Raw genomic sequence first — 20,026 nt, 5'->3', positions numbered from 1 at the left:
CTGCTCTTCGGGGCGTGGAAAGCTGATCAGGAGTGGCGACAGGGCCGGGCACGCTGTTGGGTGTCTGAGGGAATGAACTTCCTTCAGTGCCGACCCCGGTAAAACATCGCGTGAGTGGTGTGTGACGGGTGGTTGGTCGTTGTTTGAGAACTGCACAGTGGACGCGAGCATCTGTGGCCAAGTTTTTAAGGGCGCACGGTGGATGCCTTGGCACCAGGAACCGATGAAGGACGTGGGAGGCCACGATAGTCCCCGGGGAGTCGTCAACCAGGCTTTGATCCGGGGGTTTCCGAATGGGGAAACCCGGCAGTCGTCATGGGCTGTCACCCTTGCCTGAACACATAGGGCAAGTGGAGGGAACGCGGGGAAGTGAAACATCTCAGTACCCGCAGGAAGAGAAAACAACCGTGATTCCGGGAGTAGTGGCGAGCGAAACCGGATGAGGCCAAACCGTATGCGTGTGAGACCCGGCAGGGGTTGCGTATACGGGGTTGTGGGATCTCTCTTCTGTCGTCTGCCGGCGACAGGACGAGTCAGAAACCGTTGATGTAGGCGAAGGACATGCGAAAGGTCCGGCGTAGAGGGTAAGACCCCCGTAGTCGAAACGTCAACGGCTCGTTTGAGAGACACCCAAGTAGCACGGGGCCCGAGAAATCCCGTGTGAATCTGGCGGGACCACCCGCTAAGCCTAAATATTCCCTGGTGACCGATAGCGGATAGTACCGTGAGGGAATGGTGAAAAGTACCGCGGGAGCGGAGTGAAATAGTACCTGAAACCGTGTGCCTACAAGCCGTGGGAGCGTCGCGCATCAAGTTTACTTGGTGCGTCGTGACTGCGTGCCTTTTGAAGAATGAGCCTGCGAGTTTGCGGTGTGTTGCGAGGTTAACCCGTGTGGGGAAGCCGTAGCGAAAGCGAGTCCGAACAGGGCGATATAGTAGCGCGCTCAAGACCCGAAGCGGAGTGATCTAGCCATGGGCAGGTTGAAGCGGAGGTAAGACTTCGTGGAGGACCGAACCCACCAGGGTTGAAAACCTGGGGGATGACCTGTGGTTAGGGGTGAAAGGCCAATCAAACTCCGTGATAGCTGGTTCTCCCCGAAATGCATTTAGGTGCAGCGTCGTGTGTTTCTTGCCGGAGGTAGAGCACTGGATAGGCGATGGGCCCTACCGGGTTACTGACCTTAGCCAAACTCCGAATGCCGGTAAGTGAGAGCACGGCAGTGAGACTGTGGGGGATAAGCTCCATGGTCGAGAGGGAAACAGCCCAGAGCATCGACTAAGGCCCCTAAGCGTACGCTAAGTGGGAAAGGATGTGGAGTCGCAGAGACAACCAGGAGGTTGGCTTAGAAGCAGCCACCCTTGAAAGAGTGCGTAATAGCTCACTGGTCTAGTGATTCCGCGCCGACAATGTAGCGGGGCTCAAGCGTACCGCCGAAGTCGTGTCATTCCAGCAATTAAGCCCCAACGGGTGCTGGGATGGGTAGGGGAGCGTCGTGTGCCGGGTGAAGCCGCAGCGGAAGCTAGTGGTGGACGGTTCACGAGTGAGAATGCAGGCATGAGTAGCGATACACACGTGAGAAACGTGTGCGCCGATTGACTAAGGGTTCCTGGGTCAAGCTGATCTGCCCAGGGTAAGTCGGGACCTAAGGCGAGGCCGACAGGCGTAGTCGATGGATAACCGGTTGATATTCCGGTACCCGCTGTGAAGCGTCAAACATCGAGCATCGTGATGCTAAGGCCGTGAAGCCGTTCCGGACCCTTCGGGGAATGGAAAGTGGTGGAGCCGCCGGCCCAAGCGGTTAGTAGGTGAGTGATGGGGTGACGCAGGAAGGTAGTCCATCCCGGGCGGTGGTTGTCCCGGGGTAAGGGTGTAGGACGTGGTCTAGGCAAATCCGGATCACACATAGTCTGAGACCTGATGCCGAGCCGATTGTGGTGAAGTGGATGATCCTATGCTGTCGAGAAAAGCCTCTAGCGAGTTTCATGGCGGCCCGTACCCTAAACCGACTCAGGTGGTCAGGTAGAGAATACCGAGGCGTTCGGGTGAACTATGGTTAAGGAACTCGGCAAAATGCCCCCGTAACTTCGGGAGAAGGGGGGCCATCACCGGTGAGAGGATTTACTCCTTGAGCTGGGGGTGGCCGCAGAGACCAGCGAGAAGCGACTGTTTACTAAAAACACAGGTCCGTGCGAAGCCGTAAGGCGATGTATACGGACTGACGCCTGCCCGGTGCTGGAACGTTAAGGGGACCGGTTAGTCACTCTTCGGGGTGGCGAAGCTGAGAACTTAAGCGCCAGTAAACGGCGGTGGTAACTATAACCATCCTAAGGTAGCGAAATTCCTTGTCGGGTAAGTTCCGACCTGCACGAATGGCGTAACGACTTCTCGACTGTCTCAACCATAGGCCCGGTGAAATTGCACTACGAGTAAAGATGCTCGTTTCGCGCAGCAGGACGGAAAGACCCCGGGACCTTTACTACAGTTTGATATTGGTGTTCGGTTCGGCTTGTGTAGGATAGCTGGGAGACTTTGAAGCTCACACGCCAGTGTGGGTGGAGTCGTCGTTGAAATACCAGTCTGGTCGTGCTGGATGTCTAACCTGGGTCCGTGATCCGGATCAGGGACAGTGTCTGATGGGTAGTTTAACTGGGGCGGTTGCCTCCTAAAGAGTAACGGAGGCGCCCAAAGGTTCCCTCAGCCTGGTTGGCAATCAGGTGTTGAGTGTAAGTGCACAAGGGAGCTTGACTGTGAGACCGACGGGTCGAGCAGGGACGAAAGTCGGGACTAGTGATCCGGCGGTGGCTTGTGGAAGCGCCGTCGCTCAACGGATAAAAGGTACCCCGGGGATAACAGGCTGATCTTCCCCAAGAGTCCATATCGACGGGATGGTTTGGCACCTCGATGTCGGCTCGTCGCATCCTGGGGCTGGAGTCGGTCCCAAGGGTTGGGCTGTTCGCCCATTAAAGCGGTACGCGAGCTGGGTTTAGAACGTCGTGAGACAGTTCGGTCCCTATCCGCTGCGCGCGCAGGAACATTGAGAAGGGCTGTCCCTAGTACGAGAGGACCGGGACGGACGAACCTCTGGTGTGCCAGTTGTTCTGCCAAGGGCATGGCTGGTTGGCTACGTTCGGGAGGGATAACCGCTGAAAGCATCTAAGCGGGAAGCCTGCTTCGAGATGAGTGTTCCCACCCCCTTTGAGGGGTTAAGGCTCCCAGTAGACGACTGGGTTGATAGGCCGGATCTGGAAGCCCAGTAATGGGTGGAGGTGACCGGTACTAATAGGCCGAGGGCTTGTCCTCAGTTGCTCGCGTCCACTGTGTTGGTTCTGAAACCACGAACAACCCCATGCCCGGGGCCACCGGGTGTGGTGCGGTTGTCTGTTTCATAGTGTTTCGGTGGTCATAGCGTGAGGGAAACGCCCGGTTACATTCCGAACCCGGAAGCTAAGCCTTACAGCGCCGATGGTACTGCAGGGGGGACCCTGTGGGAGAGTAGGACGCCGCCGAACAAATATTGCGAAAACCCCCGTACCGTTAATTCGGTACGGGGGTTTTCTGCGTTTAAGGGCTCCTGAATTCTGTAAAGGGCTCTACTTTTTCAAGCAGGGCCCGCTGTCTTACAGACGGCCCGCGCTCTTGAGGGCCAGATATGCGTCCGCGAGTGCCGGCGCGAGATCGTCCGGTGTTGCGTCGACGATGGTGACGCCGGCTCGGCGGAGTTTTGCCGCGGTGCGGTCCCGTTCGGTCTGGGCACGTGCCGCGGCCGCCGCCTCGTAGACCGCCTCCGTGTTGCCACGGGCCGTGGCCATGCGGGCGATGTGGGGATCTGCCACGGATGCCACCAGAACCGTATGGCGCTGGGTGAGTTGGGTGAGGACGGGGAGCAGGCCCTCCTCGACCGGGGCCGTGTCGAGGCTTGTCAGAAGGACGATCAGGGAGCGGCGGGGTGCCGTGCGGATCGCGGTGGCTGCCAGGGCTCGGGCGTCTGTTTCGACGAGTTCGGGTTCGAGTGTTGCCATCGCGTTGACCAGTGACGGGAGCACGTCACGGGCCGTGCGGCCCTGGACGAGGGCGCGGACCCGGCGGTCGTAGGCGAGGAGGTCCACGCGGTCGCCGGCGCGGGATGCCAGGGCTGCGAGGAGCAGGGCGGCGTCCATGGAGGCGTCGAGGCGGGGTGCGTCGCCGACGCGGCCCGCTGAGGTGCGGCCGGTGTCGAGGACCAGGAGGATGTGGCGGTCGCGTTCCGGGCGCCAGGTGCGTACCGCGACCGTCGTTTGCCGGGCGGTGGCGCGCCAGTCGATGGAGCGGGTGTCGTCACCGGGGACGTACTCGCGCAGGCTGTCGAATTCCGTGCCTTCGCCGCGGGTCAGGACGCTGGTGCGGCCGTCGAGCTCGCGCAGGCGGGCCAGTTTCGAGGGGAGGTGCTTGCGGCTGGTGAATGGAGGCAGGACGCGGACCGCCCAGGGGACCGTGTGGGTGCCTTGGCGGGTAAGGAGGCCGAGGGGGCCGTAGGAACGGATTGTCACTCGGTCTGCGTGGCGGTCGCCGCGGCGGGTGGGGCGTAGGCGGGTGGTGAGGCGGCGGCGTTCGCCGGGTGGGACCGTCAGGCGGTGGCGGGACGCGGCGAATTCGGTGCCTGGGAGCCAGCTGCTGGGGGGCCAGGCGTCGCGGATGCGGGCGCGGAGTGGGCGGCGGGACGGGTTGGTGACCGTCAGGGTCACGTCGGCGGATTCGCCCAGGCGTACGGAGGTGTCGCCCGAGCGGGTGAGGCTCAGGTGGCGTACCGGGGCGGCCAGGGCGAAGTCGCAGGCGCAGGCCACCGCCAGGGGGGCGTTGACGGCGAGGATGCCCGTCCAGCTGGGTTCCCAGATGCCTACGGGGAGGGAGCCCAGGGCTGCGAGGAGGGCGGCGCGTCCGGTGAGAGCCATCAGCGGGGGACCGGGACGTGGGCGAGGATCGCGTTGATGACCGAGTCCGCCGTCACGCCCTCCATCTCGGCCTCGGGGCGCAGTTGCACGCGGTGGCGGAGGGTGGGGAGCGCCAGGGCCTTCACGTCGTCCGGGATGACGTAGTCGCGGCCAGTGAGCCACGCCCACGCGCGCGAGGTGGCCAGGAGGGCGGTGGCGCCGCGCGGGGACACGCCGAGGGTGAGGGACGGCGATTCGCGGGTGGCGCGGCAGATGTCGACTACGTAGGCGGTGATTTCGGGGGAGATTGTTGTTTTGGCGACCGCCGCGCGGGCTGCTTCGAGATCGGCCGCGTTCGCTACGGGGCGCAGGCCGGCGGCGTGCAGGTCGCGCGGGTTGAAGCCCTCGGCGTGGCGGGTGAGGACGTCGATCTCGTCCTGGCGGGAGGGGAGAGGGATCGTCAGTTTGAGGAGGAAGCGGTCGAGTTGGGCCTCGGGGAGGGGGTACGTGCCCTCGTACTCGACGGGGTTCTGCGTCGCGGCGACCAGGAACGGGTCGGGGAGCGGGCGCGGGGTGCCGTCGACCGTGACCTGGCGTTCCTCCATGGCTTCAAGGAGGGACGACTGGGTCTTCGGAGGGGTGCGGTTGATCTCGTCCGCGAGGAGCAGGTTGGTGAAGACCGGGCCGGGCTGGAAGCGGAACTCGGCGGAGCGCGTGTCGTAGACCAGGGAGCCGGTGACGTCGCTCGGCATCAGGTCCGGGGTGAACTGGATGCGCTTGGTATCGAGTTCGAGCGCGGATGCGAGGGCGCGGACGAGCAACGTTTTGGCTACTCCAGGGACTCCTTCTAGGAGAACGTGTCCGCGGCAGAGGAGGGCGACGACGAGGCCGGTCACGGCGGGGTCCTGGCCGACCACGGCTTTGGCGATCTCGGCTCGCAGGGATTCGAGGGAGGCCCGGGCGGCGTCCGGATTCCCCGTGGTCCCGGCGTTGTCAGTGGTCGGGTCCATCATGAACGGCGTACCTCTCTTTCGAGGGCGTCGAGTTGGTCGGCAAGTGCGATGAGGGCCGCGTCGTCGCTGGGCGGCGGGCCGAAGAGGAGGGCGTGCAGGGTCTGTCCGTCGCCGTGGAGGTGGGCGGAGAGCGCGGGGAGCAGGGCTTCGGGCGCGTGCGCCTGGGAGACGGGGACGCCGACGAGGGGGGCGAGGCGGGTGCGGGTGGTGGAGCGCAGGGCGTTGGCCGCGCGGTCGCGGGCGTTGGCCTTGCGGTAGAGGCGGGCGCGGCCTTCGACGGTCTCGGAGGCGCGGATCGCCACGGGGAGTTTCTCGGGCACCAGGGGGCCCAGTCGGCGTGCCCGCCACAGGGCGGCCACGGCTGCGGCGATGAACAACTGCAGGGTGCCCCAGAGCCAGCCCGAGGGGAGCAGGTCGAAGAAGCTCTGGCTGCCGGAGTCGGTGGCCGAGGTGTCGGACAGCGAGGGGAGGTACCAGACCAGATGGGGGCGGGAGCCGAGGAGTTGGAGGGCGAGCGAGGCGTTGCCCTGCTTGTCGAGACGCTTGTTGAGGAGGATGTCGGGCGAGCCGATGACGACGGTGTCGCCGCTCCCGGAGGCGTCCGGCAGCCGGAGCAGGGTCGGTCGGCCGTCGTTGGCGTAGCACTCGTCGGCGTCGGCAGTGGTGGTCGTGTACCGGTAGTCGCCGGTCTCCGCGTCGCCCGCGCGCTGGGCGGCGGGCAGGGAGCAGTCGGGGGACAGCAGTGTGTCGAAACTGGTTCCGGCGTCCGCGGTGACCTCGGGGGCCAGCTGGGGCAGGGACGCGGGACCGGGGGCGACGAGGACGGTACGGCTGCCGGAGTCGGCGAACGCCGTGTGCAGGCCGGACTGCTGGCGCTCGGTCAGCAGGTCGGGGACGGCGACCAGGAGGGTGGTGTCCGGGCCGGCCGCGGCGCGGGCCTGGGCGAGGGTGGTGACCACGCGCGTGGACACGCCCCGGTCGCCGAGGAGTTCGGCGACCGCGCGGCTGCCGTAGGGGTCGGCGGAGCGCGGGTCGAGGTCGCCGTGGCGTTCGTCGGAGCGGATCGCGGCGATCGCGACGGCGGCCGCCAGGAGGATCACGAGCGCGAGGAGGATGCCCCGCGCGCGAGTCCACACCTGGCGGGCGGTCGGCGAGGCCGAGGTGGCGGGAAGCGTGGCCTCCGCGGTCATTCGGCGACCCCCTGGCTGGTCTGGTGGGCCGTGCTGTGGGCGCTGCTCGTGAGGACGGGCCTGGTGCGCTCCAGGTCGCGGTCGAGTTCGGCCATGCGGCGGTACGACTGCTCGCTCGCGCCGCGTCCGCCGTACGTCACGTCGTCGAAGTGCGCGGCGGCGGCACGGAGTTCGACGGTGTGCGAGGGCAGGGCGCGGCCGGCTTCCGCGACGGCTTCGTCGGCTGTGCGGCCGGGGCGGGCGTCGAGCAGGGCCCGTTCCTCCAGGGCGCGGACGATGGCACGCATGCGTTCCTGCACGGCGGGGTTCCAGTGTCCCTGGGCGGCGTGTGCCTCGGCGGCCGCGCGGTGTTCGGCGGCGCTGCGGGGGCCGTCCTCGAACAGGGCGGCGGCGGAGACGGGTTCGCGGCGCGGGGTGCCGAGGCGCCACCACAGGGCGGCCCCGACCGCGAGGACGGCCAGGGTGACGACGACCAGGCCGAGCGTGCCGCCGGGGGCCGCCTGCGACGCCCCGCTGAACAGTTTGTCGATCCAGTGCGAGACGGCGTCCAGGGCCCGTTGCACCAGGCTGGGGTCGTTCTCGTGGTACATCCGCTTGGACAGTTCACGCCGGGCCGCCTCCCGCGCGGGGTCGCGCGGGATCGTCACCGGCGGCTCGTCGCCCGAGAGGGCTGATGACCGTACGACTGTGCCGTGGGCGCGCAGCAGTGCCCCCGTAGCCGATTCGACGGCACGCGGCAGCGCCGTGGGTACCGCTGTGAGAACTCCCCCCGCCAGGCTCACCGCATCAGCTCCCCGGAGTGGGGCCGGGGGCGGCGGTGCCGTAGTCCTGGACGCCGGCGGCGCGGGCCAGGTCGAGGTCGAGGGCCTCGCGGCGGATGCGCTGGTCGATGTACAGGAGCACGGTGACGCCCGCCGTGATCGGGAACGCGATCATGCGGCCGATCACCGAGCCGAGGCCGCTGATGATGAGGAACGTCCAGCCGAGGCCGCCGGTGCCGTCGACGAGGCCGCCGATGCCGTCGCCGCTGAACAGGCCGGCGATGAAGGCGAACGGGATGACGAGGATGGACGACAGGATGCTCGCGATGATCTGGGCGAGCAGCTGGATGCCGAAGATTCGCCACCAGGAGCCGTGCACCAGCTTCGCCGAGCGGCTCATCGACTTGATGATGCCCTGCTTCTCGAGCATGAGCGCGGGCGAGGCCAGGGAGAAGCGGATCGCCAGCCACAGGGTGACGACGCAGCCGGCGAGGCCACCGAGGACGGCGAGCGCGATGCCCCCGTCCTGCGACCCGGTGACGGCCACGATGATGCCCGGCACGGTGGGGACGCCGATCAGGACGACGGCCATGAGGAGCAGCAGGCAGATCAGGCCGAACAGCTTGAGCACCTGGGGCCGGGCGTCGCGCCAGGCCTCTCCGGCGGTGACCGGCTTGCCGAGCACGGCGCGGCTGGTGACCGAGGTGAGCAGGGCGGTGGCGACGACGGTGCCGACGAGGACGACCAGGTAGACGACGCCGGTGCTGAGGAAGGCCTCGCTCATGGCGCGGGTCACTTCGGAGGCGCTGGCGTTCGGGTCGTCGAGGGCGTTGGTGCTGGCGAGGTCGTTGAAGGCGAAGCCCTGGACGAGGACGACGATGGTCTGCATGACGACGGCGACGCTGAGCGAGACGCCCAGGACCGTGCGCCAGTAGGTGCGCATGGTGGAGACGGCGCCGTCGAGGATCTCGCCCACGCCGAGCGGGCGGAGCGGGATGACACCGGGCTTGGCCGCGGGCGGGGGGCCACCCCAGCCTGTTCCCCAGCCGCCGGGACCGCCGTTGCCGCCGGGAGCGCCGTACCCTCCGTAGCCGCCGTATCCCCCAGGGCCTCCGGGGCCGGCCGGGCCGCCGGGGTGGCCGCCGCCCCAGCCCGGGCCCGGCGGTGGAGGCGGGGGTGCCTGGCCCTGGCCGGGGGCGCCGGTGGGCGCGGACCACTGGGCGGGTGGCGGCTGCTCCTTGGACCACTGCGGGCCGGGGCCCGACGGGTCCGTGCCCTGCTGGTCCGCGGGCTGTGCGGGACCGGGGCCGTCGGCCGGCTCGGCGGGACCGGACGCGCCGGGCTCGGGCCCGTCGGGCGGGGCGGATCCGGGCGAGGCCCAGCCCGGAGTGTCGTTCATCGTCGCTCCTTCACGGTGCCCGTCCGCGGGCGCGGCGGCAGGTTGGCAGCCATCGTGCCATGGGGTGGTCGAGCGGTGACCGGCCGCGGTATGGGCTGCACACCTTCAATTGTCCGCCGGATACGGGGCAGACTGACCGCATGGCTGATCAGTACGCGCAATCCGGCGAGGACGGCCGGCCGACCGAGATACCCGCGATCCGTTGGGACGAACCCCCCGAGGGACCTGTGCTGGTCCTGCTCGACCAGACGAGACTGCCTGCCGAGGAGGTCGAGCTGGTGTGCACGGACGCGTCCGCGCTGGTGGACGCGATCCGTTCGTTGGCGGTGCGCGGGGCACCGCTGCTCGGCATCGCGGGGGCGTACGGCGTCGCGCTCGCCGCCGCGCGGGGCTTCGACGTGGACGAGGCCGCGATCGCCCTGGCGGGCGCCCGGCCCACCGCGGTGAACCTCTCCGTCGGCGTGCGCAGGGCGCAGGCCGCGCACCGGGCCGCGCTCGCCGAGGGCGGTGGCGCCGAGCGGGCGGCGGAGGCCGCGTTGGCGGCGGCCAGGCGGTTGCACCGGGAGGACGCCGAGGCCAGCGCGCGGATGGCCGCGCACGGGCTGGTCCTGCTGGACGAGCTGCTGCCCGGCGGCGGGCACCGGATTCTGACCCACTGCAACACCGGGGCACTGGTGTCGGGAGGGGAGGGCACGGCCTTCGCGGTGGCGCTCGCGGCGCACCGGGACGGGCGGCTGAGGCGGCTGTGGGTGGACGAAACGCGTCCGTTGCTGCAAGGTGCTCGCCTGACGGCGTATGAGGCGGCACGCAACGGAATGGCGTACACCTTGCTCACGGACAACGCGGCGGGCTCTTTGTTCGCGGCCGGGGAGGTGGACGCGGTACTGATCGGGGCGGACCGGATCGCCGCCGACGGTTCGGTGGCGAACAAGGTGGGGAGCTATCCGCTCGCCGTGCTCGCCCGGTACCACCATGTGCCGTTCATCGTGGTGGCGCCGGTGACGACGGTGGATATGGACACGCCGGACGGGGCGTCCATCGAGGTGGAGCAGCGCCCCGGCTTCGAAGTGACGGAGATCACGTCACCCCAAGTGACGGTGTCGGGAGCGGGAGGCGGGATTCCGGTGGCACCGCTGGGGACGCAGGCGTACAACCCGGCGTTCGACGTGACGCCTCCCGAGCTGGTGACGGCGATCGTCACCGAAGAAGGCGCTGTTTCGCCCGTGACGGCGGAGGCGCTGGCAGAGCTGTGTGACAGGTCACGACAGGTAACGATTTAGTTAATGGGATGATGTCGTTTATGAAGGGACGAGTCCTTGTCGTCGATGACGACACCGCACTGGCCGAGATGCTCGGCATTGTGTTGCGTGGTGAAGGTTTTGAGCCGTCTTTCGTAGCCGACGGCGACAAGGCGCTGGCCGCTTTCCGTGAGAGCAAGCCCGACCTGGTGCTCCTGGACCTGATGCTGCCCGGACGGGACGGTATCGAGGTGTGCCGCCTGATCAGGGCGGAGTCCGGGGTGCCGATCGTGATGCTCACGGCGAAGAGCGACACCGTCGATGTCGTGGTGGGCCTGGAGTCCGGCGCTGACGACTACATCGTGAAGCCGTTCAAGCCGAAGGAGCTGGTCGCCCGGATCCGGGCGCGGCTGCGGAGGTCGGAGGAGCCGGCGCCCGAGCAGCTCGCCATAGGCGATCTGGTCATCGACGTGGCCGGTCACTCCGTGAAGCGGGACGGGCAGTCGATCGCCCTGACCCCGCTGGAGTTCGACCTGCTGGTCGCGCTGGCCCGTAAGCCGTGGCAGGTGTTCACGCGTGAGGTGCTCCTGGAGCAGGTCTGGGGCTACCGACACGCGGCCGACACCCGGCTGGTGAACGTGCACGTCCAGCGGCTGCGCTCCAAGGTCGAGAAGGACCCGGAGCGGCCGGAGATCGTGGTGACCGTCCGCGGCGTCGGTTACAAGGCGGGACCGAGCTGACATGTCCAGGGACAGTGCCGCTTCGGCACCCGGGGGGTCCGGGGCCCGCGCGGGGCGGCCTGTCGGCCGGACGGCGGCGGGCTCCCGCTGGGGACGCCTGTGGGAGGGCGTGCTGCTGCAGGGCGGGGTCCAGGGCAGCCCGGTCCTGCGCCTGTTCATGCGCTGGGTGCGCAGGCCGCTGCTGCCGGTCATGCGGCTGTGGCGGCGCAACATCCAGCTCAAGGTCGTCGTCACGACCCTGCTGATGTCGCTGGGCGTCGTCCTCCTGCTGGGCTTCGTCGTCATCGGCCAGGTGCGCAACGGACTGCTGGACGCCAAGGTGAAGGCCTCGCAGAGTCAGGCCACGGGCGGCTTCGCCGTGGCCAAGCAGCGGGCCGACGAAGCGGGCAGCGGTGCCGCCGCCGACGGATCCACGACCGACGACGGTTCCTCCCAGAACGTCATCTCCTGGATGAGTGACCTCGTGTCGTCGCTGTCCAGCGGCGGCCAGGGCGCCTTCGACGTGGTGACACTTCCCGCGGGCATGGACAGCGGCAGCGGACGCAGCCCGCGCGGCTCCGGGTACGTCGACCCGTCCGCGAGCGTGCCCGAGGACCTGCGCGCGCGGGTCAACGACCGTACGACGGCCGCCCAGAGCTACACCCGCATCATCTACAGCAACGGCAAGGAGTCCCAGCCGGCGCTGGTCGTGGGCAAGCAGGTCAACGACCCGAACGGCGACCCCTACCAGCTGTACTACCTCTTCCCGCTCACCCAGGAGGAGAAGTCGCTCAGCCTGGTCAAGGGGACCCTTGCCACGGCCGGGCTCTTCGTCGTCGTACTCCTGGGGGCCATCGCCTGGCTGGTCGTGCGGCAGGTCGTCACGCCGGTGCGGATGGCCGCCGGGATCGCGGAGCGGCTGTCCGCCGGGCGCCTACAGGAGCGCATGAAGGTCACCGGTGAGGATGACATCGCGCGGCTCGGCGAGGCCTTCAACAAGATGGCGCAGAACCTCCAGTTGAAGATCCAGCAGCTGGAGGACCTGTCGCGGATGCAGCGGCGGTTCGTGTCCGACGTGTCGCACGAGCTGCGGACGCCGCTGACGACCGTACGCATGGCGGCCGATGTCATCCACGACGCGCGCGTGGACTTCGATCCGATGACCGCGCGGTCGGCCGAACTGCTGGCCGACCAGCTGGACCGGTTCGAGACGCTGCTCGCGGACCTGCTGGAGATCAGCCGCTTCGACGCGGGCGCGGCGGCCCTGGAGGCCGAGCCGATAGACCTCAGAGTGGTCGTACGGCGGGTTCTCAGCGGCGCCGCGCCGCTCGCCGAGCGCAAGGGCACGCAGATACGCGTCGTCGGCGACCAGCAGCCCGTGGTGGCCGAGGCGGATGCCCGGCGGGTGGAGCGGGTGCTGCGCAATCTCGTCGTCAACGCCGTGGAGCACGGCGACGGCAAGGACGTCATAGTCAAGCTCGCCACCGCGGGCGGGGCGGTCGCCATCGCGGTGCGCGACTACGGAGTCGGGCTCAAGCCCGGTGAGGCGACCCGGGTGTTCAGCCGCTTCTGGCGGGCCGACCCGGCACGCGCGCGTACCACCGGTGGTACGGGTCTGGGGCTGTCCATCGCCCTGGAGGACGCGCGGCTGCACGGCGGCTGGCTGCAGGCGTGGGGGGAGCCGGGCGGCGGCTCGCAGTTCCGGCTGACGCTGCCGCGAACCGCGGACGAACCGCTACGGGGCTCGCCGATACCCCTGGAGCCCAAGGACTCACGCCGTAATCGTGGACTTAATGACGCCGGTCTGCCGAGCGGGGGCGGTGACAAGCGTGCGACAGTCCCGGTGCAGCCGATGGGTGACCAGGGATCGCCGATGTCCGCGCGGACCCCGATCGCCCCGAGGATGGGCGCCACGACCGCCACGGCGGACCCGACGGCGCTGCCCGGCAACGGCGCGCGTGTGGTGCCCCGGCCCACCGGCGGCACCCGGCGGCAGGAGGACCGGTCGTCGGCGGATCCGGCCCGGAGCGAGGCCGCGGGCAGCACGACGGACCCGGCCGCCGTGCCGGAGGACTCGAACAAGCAGGGGGAGGCATCTCGTGGGCGCTGACCGCGCGGGGGGCGCCCGGCGGAAGCCGGCACGCGCGGCGGCGTACGTCGCGATGGGCGTCGTAGTGCTGGCGGGGTGTGCCTCGATGCCCGACAGCGGGGATCTGCGGGGGGTCGAGTCGACGCCCCGGCAGGACACCCAGGTGCGCGTTTTCGCGATGCCGCCCCGGGAGGACGCGTCGCAGGGGGAGATCGTGCAGGGCTTCCTGGAGGCGCTGACCAGCGACGATCCGAACTACAAGACGGCGCGCATGTACCTGTCCGCGAAGGCCGCGCGGGACTGGCAGCCGGAGCTGTCCACCACGGTGCTCGCCGACGGGCCGAGCACCGAGCCCGTCCGTCCCCCGGTCGGCCGGGAGGACACCGGCACCTTCACGTACACCCTGACCGGCGACCGGGTCGCCACAGTGGACTCCCAGCAGGCGTACGCGCCGGCGGACGGGCAGTACAGCAAGGCCGTACACCTGACGAAGGACGCGAAGAGCGGCCAGTGGCGCATCGACGATCTGCCGCAGGGCGTCGTCATGGGCGAGTCGGACTTCCAGCGCAACTACATGTCGGTCAACAAGTACTACTTCGCGTCGAACACGTCGGCCGGGACGAGCTCCCAGCCCATCGCGGTCGCCGACCCCGTGTTCGTACGGCGGCGGGTGGACCCCATGACGCAGATGGTGCGCTCGCTCCTGAAGGGGCCCACCAGTTGGCTCGGACCCGTGGTCAGATCGAGCTTCCCTACGGGGACGGCGCTGCGGAAGGGCGTCACCTCGTTGACGCCCGACGACCAGAACAAGCTGACGGTCCCGTTGAACCAGAAGACCTCGCGGGTGGGGCCGGCCCGGTGCGACGAGATGGCCACGCAGATCCTCTTCACGCTCCGGACCATGACGCCCACGGTGGACAAGGTCGAGCTGCAGGCCGCCGACGGTGCGCAGTTGTGCGTCTACAACGAGGGCAACGCGGACACCCTCGCGGCACACGGTGCCGTGAACCGGCCCGCGTACCTGTACTTCCTCGACGACAAGCACCGCGTGGTACGGATGTCCAGCGCCGGCGCGCACGCCGATCCGGTGCCGGGCGCGCTGGGCGAGGGCGAGACGCAGCTGCGGTCGGTGGCGGTGTCGCGCGACGAGGAGACCGGGGCCGGGGTCGGTCTCGACGGGAAGTCGCTCTACGTCGGGTCGATGGTGTCCGGTGCCTCGCTCGGCGACCCCGTGCTGACCAGCCAGGGCAAGACGGAGGACGACCGGCTGACGGCTCCCAGCTGGGACGCGCAGGGCGACCTCTGGGTGGCCGACCGGGACCCGAAGAAGCCCCGGCTGCTCCTGCTGCAGAAGGGCGCGGGGCAGCCGATAGCGGTGGAGATGCCCGGGCTGGACGGCCGTATCGAGTCGGTGCGGGTGGCCGCCGATGGGGTGCGGATCGCGCTCGTCGTGGAGAAGAACGGCAAGCGGTCCCTGCTCGTCGGGCGGATCCAGCGGAGCGGGGCGGCGGGGGAGACACCGGTGATCTCGGTTCTCGAACTGCGGTCCGTCACCCCGGACCTGGAGGAGATCACGGCCATGTCGTGGGCCGGTGACAGCCGGCTCGTGGTGGTGGGGCGTGAGCACGAGGGCGTGGTGCAGATGCGGTACGTCCAGGTCGACGGCTCCACCCCGGAGGGCCCGGCGCCCGCAGCTCTGACCGGAGTGAAGGAGATCGCCGCGTCCGAGGACGACAAGCTGCCGCTGGTGGCCTACTCGGAGGACGGGATCGTACGGCTGTCCAGCGGGGCGCAGTGGCAGAAGGTCGTCAAGACGGGGTCGGCGCCGGTCTATCCGGGGTGACGCGTTGAGGCATCGGCGCGGCGGGGCATTGCCGCGTCGAGGCATTGAGGTGGCGGACTGAAAGCGGCCGTCTCCGGTCGGGCTGAGGCTCGGTGGAGGCGGCCGTTCGCGTGTTCCGGGGTGGCCCTGCACCCGTGTGGGTGACGGCCGTTGACGGTTGCGCGGAGTTGTCCACAGGCCGTTGTCCACAGGGGTGGCCGGTCGGTCGGGGTGTTGGCACAGTGGTGGGCATGCGGGGCTGGTGGCGGGACCTCACGGATCTGGTGCTGCCGGCCGAGTGCGGAGGCTGCGGCAGGCCTCGCACGGTGCTCTGTCCGGAGTGCCGTGCCGCCCTGAACGGGGCCGTACCGAGCCGGGTACGACCGATGCCCGAGCCGACTGGGCTGCCGGCGACGTATGCGGCGGCTCCCTACGCGGACGAGGTGCGGGCGGCGCTCCTCGCCCACAAGGAACGGGGTGCGCTGGGCCTTGCGGGGGCGTTGGGTGTGGCTCTGGCGGGGGCTGTGCGGGTGGGGCTTGGGGAGTGCGGAGTGGAGGGCTATGGGGGTGTGGTGGGGCGGGATACGGGCTTGCTGGGGCTGGGCGGGGGCTTGGCGCAGGCAGGTGGGGAGCTGAGGGAGGAGGCCGACAGGGGCGGTTGGGTGCGGGGTGGGGCAGAACGGTCGGGGTGGGGTGCGGGAGATTACGGCTTCGGTAGTGGGCGGGGCGCGCGGTCGGGGGTGGCCGGGCCTGGCACGGGAGAGATGGGGCTGGCAGGGGCAGGGGCAGGGGCAGGGGCAGGGGCAGGGGCAGGGGCATCGGCATCGGCAGGGACTGCGGGGTTTGGCGCACGGCTTGGTGCGGGGTTCGGTGCGTCGCCGAGTGGGTGGGGTCAGGCAGGTCAGGTGCCGGGCAGGCATGGCCAGGTACCGCGGACGCGACAGGCTCAAGCTGCGGAGGCCGCGCAGGCTCCTGCAGCGCAGCGTCAGGCTCAGGGCGGGCAGGCTCGGGCAGCGCATCGTCAGGCTCAGGGCGGGCAGGTTCAGGCAGGGCAGCGCCAGCCGCAAGCCGGTGGGCACGTGGATGCCAGTCGTGTTCCGTCCCGGAGACAGGGGCACGGTCAGGCGCCGGTGCTGCTCGTCCCCGTGCCCTCTGCGCGGAGCACCGTGCGGGCTCGGGGGCATGATCCGGCTCGGCGGATCGCGCTCGCGGCGGCGGGGGAGTTGCGGCGGAGCGGGACGCCGGCCCGGGTGGTGGCCGTGTTGCGGCAGCGGCGGTGGGTGGCCGATCAGTCGGGGCTCAACTCCCGGCAGCGGCTGGACAATCTCGCCGGTGCGCTGGAGGTGGTCGTGGGCGGTGCGCGGTTGCTCGTGGGCGGTCCGGTGGTGCTCGTCGACGACCTGATGACGACCGGGGCCTCCTTGCGGGAGGCGGCGCGTGCCGTGCGGGAGGCGATCGCGGGCGGCGGAGAAGTTGGCGCGACTGCCGCTGTGTATGCGCGTGCGTCCAGGGAAGGCAGAGAGGAACACGCCGATGGATCAAACGGCGGACCAATGGAGAACGGGAGGGACATGGCACTCAGTGCACCGGGAATCGTGAGTGTGAACGGCCCCGCTGACCTGATCTGCGCCGCAGTGATCGCGGCGTCGCCAGATTCCTTCGAAATAAACCGGAACTGACCGCTGACTTGCGTCGTTGCAGGTAATGACAGGAGCAATTCACCTGAACGGAGGTACGCCGCGGTAGAGGGTGACGACATCCGTCCGGGCGAGATATGTTCGGTTGTGAGAGAAAGGCGCAGGCCGCACCTCTCCTATCCGAATGCCGTGCTGCGGGTTTTCTGCAATCACCCGCGGCCATGGGGTGGAGATCTTGCCCATGGGGGAGGAGGAGGTGGAAGTCACCGAGTCCGAGGTTCCGGGGTGACCGGAGCCTGGTGCGAAAGGGAGACGCTCCGCAGCGAAGCGGAGCGATCCGGGAACGGAGTTCTGCGTGGACATCGTCGTCAAGGGCCGCAAGACCGAGGTGCCCGAGCGGTTCCGCAAGCACGTGGCCGAGAAGCTGAAGCTGGAGAAGATCCAGAAGCTCGACGGCAAGGTGATCAGCCTCGACGTGGAGGTGTCCAAGGAGCCGAACCCCCGACAGGCCGACCGCTGTGACCGAGTGGAGATCACGCTCCGCTCCCGCGGTCCGGTGATCCGGGCGGAGGCATCGGCCAACGATCCGTACGCGGCGCTCGACCTCGCGGCGGAGAAGCTGGACGCCCGGCTGCGCAAGCAGCACGACAAGCGCAACACGCGACGCGGTGCCCGTCGGCTCACCGCCGCCGAGGTCCCCGACCACGTCCCGGGCGCCGCGACGCTCAACGGCAATGGCCACGCCGTCCCGGACGAGCAGTCGGACGGTGTGCCCACCAAGAAGATCGGCTCGCTGGAGGTCAAGGGCGAAGGCCCCCTCGTCGTCCGCGAGAAGACCCACGTCGCGTCTCCGATGTCCCTCGACCAGGCGCTCTACGAGATGGAACTGGTCGGACACGACTTCTACCTGTTCGTCGACTCCGAGACCAAGGAACCGAGCGTCGTCTACCGACGGCACGCCTACGACTACGGCGTCATCCACCTCAGCACGGACCCGATGGTCACGCAGGCGCAACCGCCGGCGGCCGGCGGCACGCTGGGCGGCTGACCCACCCGGCAGACAGCTGAGCCGGTGCCCCTGGAGCGCGTGTGCGCCCCCAGGGGCACCGGTGTGCGACCACTTCGCGCCCCGCTCCGTGACCGCACTGTCGTCCGGGCATGGAATCATGGCCGTACAGGCCCAACCGGTGGGCCGCTGCCTTGGGTTGGCGATGGCACAGGACCACAGGCCACAGCCTTCAGGGGGAGGAACGATGGCGGACAGCTTCGGACCGATGCATGTCGGGGATGCCGACGGCGGCGTCGTCGGCATGGGCCCGGAAGCGGGCTCGACACGCAAGGAGCCGATCAGAGTCCTTGTCGTGGACGACCACGCCCTCTTCCGCCGCGGCCTGGAGATCGTGCTGGCGGCCGAGGAGGACATCCAGGTCGTCGGCGAGGCGGGCGACGGTGCCGAGGCCGTGGACAAGGCCGCGGATCTGCTGCCGGACATCGTCCTGATGGACGTACGGATGCCGAAGCGGGGCGGGATCGAGGCGTGCACCTCCATCAAGGAGGTGGCGCCCAGCGCGAAAATCATCATGCTCACGATCAGCGACGAAGAGGCCGATCTCTACGACGCGATCAAGGCGGGCGCGACGGGTTATCTCCTCAAGGAGATCTCGACCGACGAAGTGGCCACCGCCATTCGCGCCGTGGCCGACGGACAGTCGCAGATCAGCCCCTCCATGGCGTCGAAACTGCTCACCGAGTTCAAGTCGATGATCCAGCGCACCGACGAGCGCCGGCTGGTGCCCGCGCCCCGGCTCACCGACCGTGAGCTGGAGGTTCTCAAACTCGTCGCCACCGGAATGAACAACCGCGATATCGCCAAGCAGTTGTTCATCTCCGAGAACACCGTGAAGAACCATGTGCGCAACATCCTGGAGAAGCTGCAGCTGCACTCCAGGATGGAGGCGGTCGTGTACGCGATGCGGGAGAAGATCCTCGAGATCCGCTGATCCTCGCCGTCTCACCCCCTCACCGTCTCCCGCCCCACCTTTCACGCCAGGAGACGGGCCAGTTCCCTGGCGAGGGGTGCGCGCAGCTCGGGGGCGTCCACCCGCTCCACTCGTACGTCCGTGCAGTCCACCCAGCTCGCGGCCTCGACCAGGGTCTGGGCGACGGACGGGACGGCCTTCACGCCGTCCAGGGTGACCTGCTTCGCCACCAGGGTGCGGCCCTCGCGCGCGGGGTCGACGCGACCGACCAGTCGGCCTCCGGCGAGCACCGGCATCGCGAAGTAGCCGTAGATCCGCTTCGGCTTGGGGACGTAGGCCTCCAGGCGGTGGGTGAAGCCGAAGATGCGCTCCGTGCGGGCCCGTTCCCAGATCAGGGAGTCGAACGGGGACAGGAGGGTGGTGCGGTGGCGGCCGCGCACGGGTGTCTCCAGGGCGGCCGGGTCCGCCCAGGCGGGCTTGCCCCAGCCCTCGACGGTGACCGGGACCAGGCCCGAGTCGGCGATCACCGCGTCGACCTGCTCGCCCTTGAGGCGGTGGTAGTCGGCGATGTCCGCGCGCGTGCCGACGCCGAGGGAGACGCCCGCCAGGTTGACCAGGCGGCGGAGGCACTCCGTGTCATCCAGCTCGTCGTGCAGCAGCGGCTGCGGGATCGCGCGCTCGGCGAGGTCGTACACCCGCTTCCAGCCGCGGCGCTCCACGCACACCACCTCGCCGTACATGAGCGCGCGCTCGACGGCGACCTTGGCGCCGGACCAGTCCCACCACTCGCTGGTGCGCTTGGCGCCGCCCAACTCCGTTGAAGTGAGCGGGCCTTCGGTCTGGAGTTGTTTGATGACCTGGTCGTAGGTGCCGTCGGGGAGGTCGTGGTTCCAGTGCGGGCGGCTGCGGTAGGCGCGGCGGCGGAACGCGAAGTGCGGCCACTCCTCGACGGGGAGGATGCAGGCGGCGTGGGACCAGTACTCGAAGGCGTGGGGTCGTGCCGGAGGCGCGCCAATGGGGGCGGTGGTCCAGTACGCGTCCTCGACCGTCTTGCGGGGGACGGCGCCGAGGCGGGCGTACGGGATGAGTTCGTGGGAGCGGGCGAGGACCGAGATGGTGTCCAGCTGGACCGCGCCGAGATGGCGGAGCACGCCGCGCACGCCCCCGCGGCGGTCGGGGGCGCCGAGGAAACCCTGTGCGCGCAGGGCGATGCGGCGGGCGTCGGCTGCCGACAGGTCGGTCGTGGGGCGCGGGGCACTCGTCATGTCTCC

At 68.9% G+C, this 20,026-nt stretch carries 13 protein-coding genes, 2 rRNA genes and 1 pseudogene; 10 read left to right on the top strand and 6 right to left on the bottom strand.

What is annotated here, in order from left to right:
* The first annotated feature begins 175 nt into the window (after positions 1–175).
* A 23S ribosomal RNA gene (locus R2B38_RS15055) occupies positions 176–3,301 on the top strand.
* Between the two features lie 92 nt (positions 3,302–3,393).
* Positions 3,394–3,510, top strand: a 5S ribosomal RNA gene (gene rrf, locus R2B38_RS15050).
* A 108-nt stretch (positions 3,511–3,618) separates the two neighbouring features.
* On the opposite strand, the gene R2B38_RS15045 is transcribed toward rrf, so the two are convergent.
* The 5 genes from R2B38_RS15045 to R2B38_RS15025 are packed head-to-tail and all read right to left on the bottom strand — an operon-like array spanning position 3,619 to position 9,271.
* Positions 3,619–4,929 carry a DUF58 domain-containing protein gene (locus R2B38_RS15045; protein WP_318016689.1) on the bottom strand — a complete coding sequence of 437 codons (1,311 nt, stop codon included), beginning with the start codon at positions 4,927–4,929 and terminating at the stop codon, positions 3,619–3,621.
* On the bottom strand, positions 4,929–5,918 hold the full coding sequence (locus tag R2B38_RS15040) for a MoxR family ATPase (RefSeq protein WP_318016688.1): 990 nt from the start codon (positions 5,916–5,918) through the stop codon (positions 4,929–4,931). The genes R2B38_RS15045 and R2B38_RS15040 overlap by 1 nt, the downstream gene beginning before the upstream one ends.
* Positions 5,918–7,111, bottom strand: coding sequence for a DUF4350 domain-containing protein (locus R2B38_RS15035; protein ID WP_318016687.1), 1,194 nt, complete (start codon positions 7,109–7,111; stop codon positions 5,918–5,920). Before R2B38_RS15035 ends, R2B38_RS15040 begins: the two co-directional genes overlap by 1 nt.
* Entirely contained in the window at positions 7,108–7,893 is a 786-nt protein-coding gene (locus R2B38_RS15030) for a DUF4129 domain-containing protein (RefSeq protein ID WP_318016686.1), read from the bottom strand. The genes R2B38_RS15035 and R2B38_RS15030 overlap by 4 nt, the downstream gene beginning before the upstream one ends.
* 4 nt (positions 7,894–7,897) lie before the next feature.
* On the bottom strand, positions 7,898–9,271 hold the full coding sequence (locus R2B38_RS15025; protein WP_318016685.1) for a hypothetical protein: 1,374 nt from the start codon (positions 9,269–9,271) through the stop codon (positions 7,898–7,900).
* A gap of 140 nt (positions 9,272–9,411) precedes the next feature.
* Here R2B38_RS15025 and mtnA point away from each other — a divergent pair, with 140 nt between their 5' ends.
* The 8 genes and pseudogenes from mtnA (at position 9,412) to R2B38_RS14985 (ending at position 18,776) form a co-directional block, all read left to right on the top strand.
* On the top strand, positions 9,412–10,551 hold the full coding sequence (gene mtnA / locus R2B38_RS15020) for an S-methyl-5-thioribose-1-phosphate isomerase (RefSeq protein WP_318016684.1): 1,140 nt from the start codon (positions 9,412–9,414) through the stop codon (positions 10,549–10,551).
* A gap of 8 nt (positions 10,552–10,559) precedes the next feature.
* Positions 10,560–11,249, top strand: coding sequence for a two-component system response regulator MtrA (gene mtrA / locus R2B38_RS15015; RefSeq protein ID WP_187284748.1), 690 nt, complete (start codon positions 10,560–10,562; stop codon positions 11,247–11,249).
* Position 11,250: 1 nt separating this feature from the next.
* Positions 11,251–13,338 (top strand): MtrAB system histidine kinase MtrB, encoded by a 2,088-nt coding sequence (gene mtrB, locus R2B38_RS15010; RefSeq protein WP_318016683.1) that lies wholly within the window; start codon positions 11,251–11,253, stop codon positions 13,336–13,338.
* The gene (locus R2B38_RS15005) at positions 13,328–15,160 is read left to right on the top strand and encodes an LpqB family beta-propeller domain-containing protein (RefSeq protein ID WP_318016682.1); all 1,833 of its coding nucleotides are present in this window, start codon (positions 13,328–13,330) and stop codon (positions 15,158–15,160) included. The genes mtrB and R2B38_RS15005 overlap by 11 nt, the downstream gene beginning before the upstream one ends.
* Positions 15,161–15,390: 230 nt before the next feature.
* A pseudogene (locus R2B38_RS15000) lies at positions 15,391–15,690 on the top strand (ComF family protein); the annotation flags it as partial.
* Positions 15,691–16,419: 729 nt separating this feature from the next.
* Entirely contained in the window at positions 16,420–16,818 is a 399-nt protein-coding gene (locus R2B38_RS14995) for a ComF family protein (RefSeq protein ID WP_411978614.1), read from the top strand.
* A gap of 313 nt (positions 16,819–17,131) precedes the next feature.
* Complete coding sequence (gene hpf / locus R2B38_RS14990; protein ID WP_019056767.1) at positions 17,132–17,824, top strand: ribosome hibernation-promoting factor, HPF/YfiA family; 693 nt, start codon at positions 17,132–17,134, stop codon at positions 17,822–17,824.
* Between the two features lie 205 nt (positions 17,825–18,029).
* Complete coding sequence (locus tag R2B38_RS14985; protein ID WP_033287181.1) at positions 18,030–18,776, top strand: response regulator; 747 nt, start codon at positions 18,030–18,032, stop codon at positions 18,774–18,776.
* A 41-nt stretch (positions 18,777–18,817) separates the two neighbouring features.
* Here the strand turns inward: R2B38_RS14985 and R2B38_RS14980 are convergent, their stop codons facing one another.
* A complete protein-coding gene (locus tag R2B38_RS14980) occupies positions 18,818–20,020 on the bottom strand; it encodes a winged helix-turn-helix domain-containing protein (protein WP_318016681.1) in 1,203 nt (400 codons plus the stop codon).
* Positions 20,021–20,026 lie beyond the last annotated feature (6 nt).

Source organism: Streptomyces sp. N50 (assembly GCF_033335955.1).
Lineage (GTDB): Bacteria > Actinomycetota > Actinomycetes > Streptomycetales > Streptomycetaceae > Streptomyces.
The sequence above is the reverse complement of the archived record's forward strand: the minus strand, read 5'-3'. Positions and strand labels throughout refer to the sequence as shown.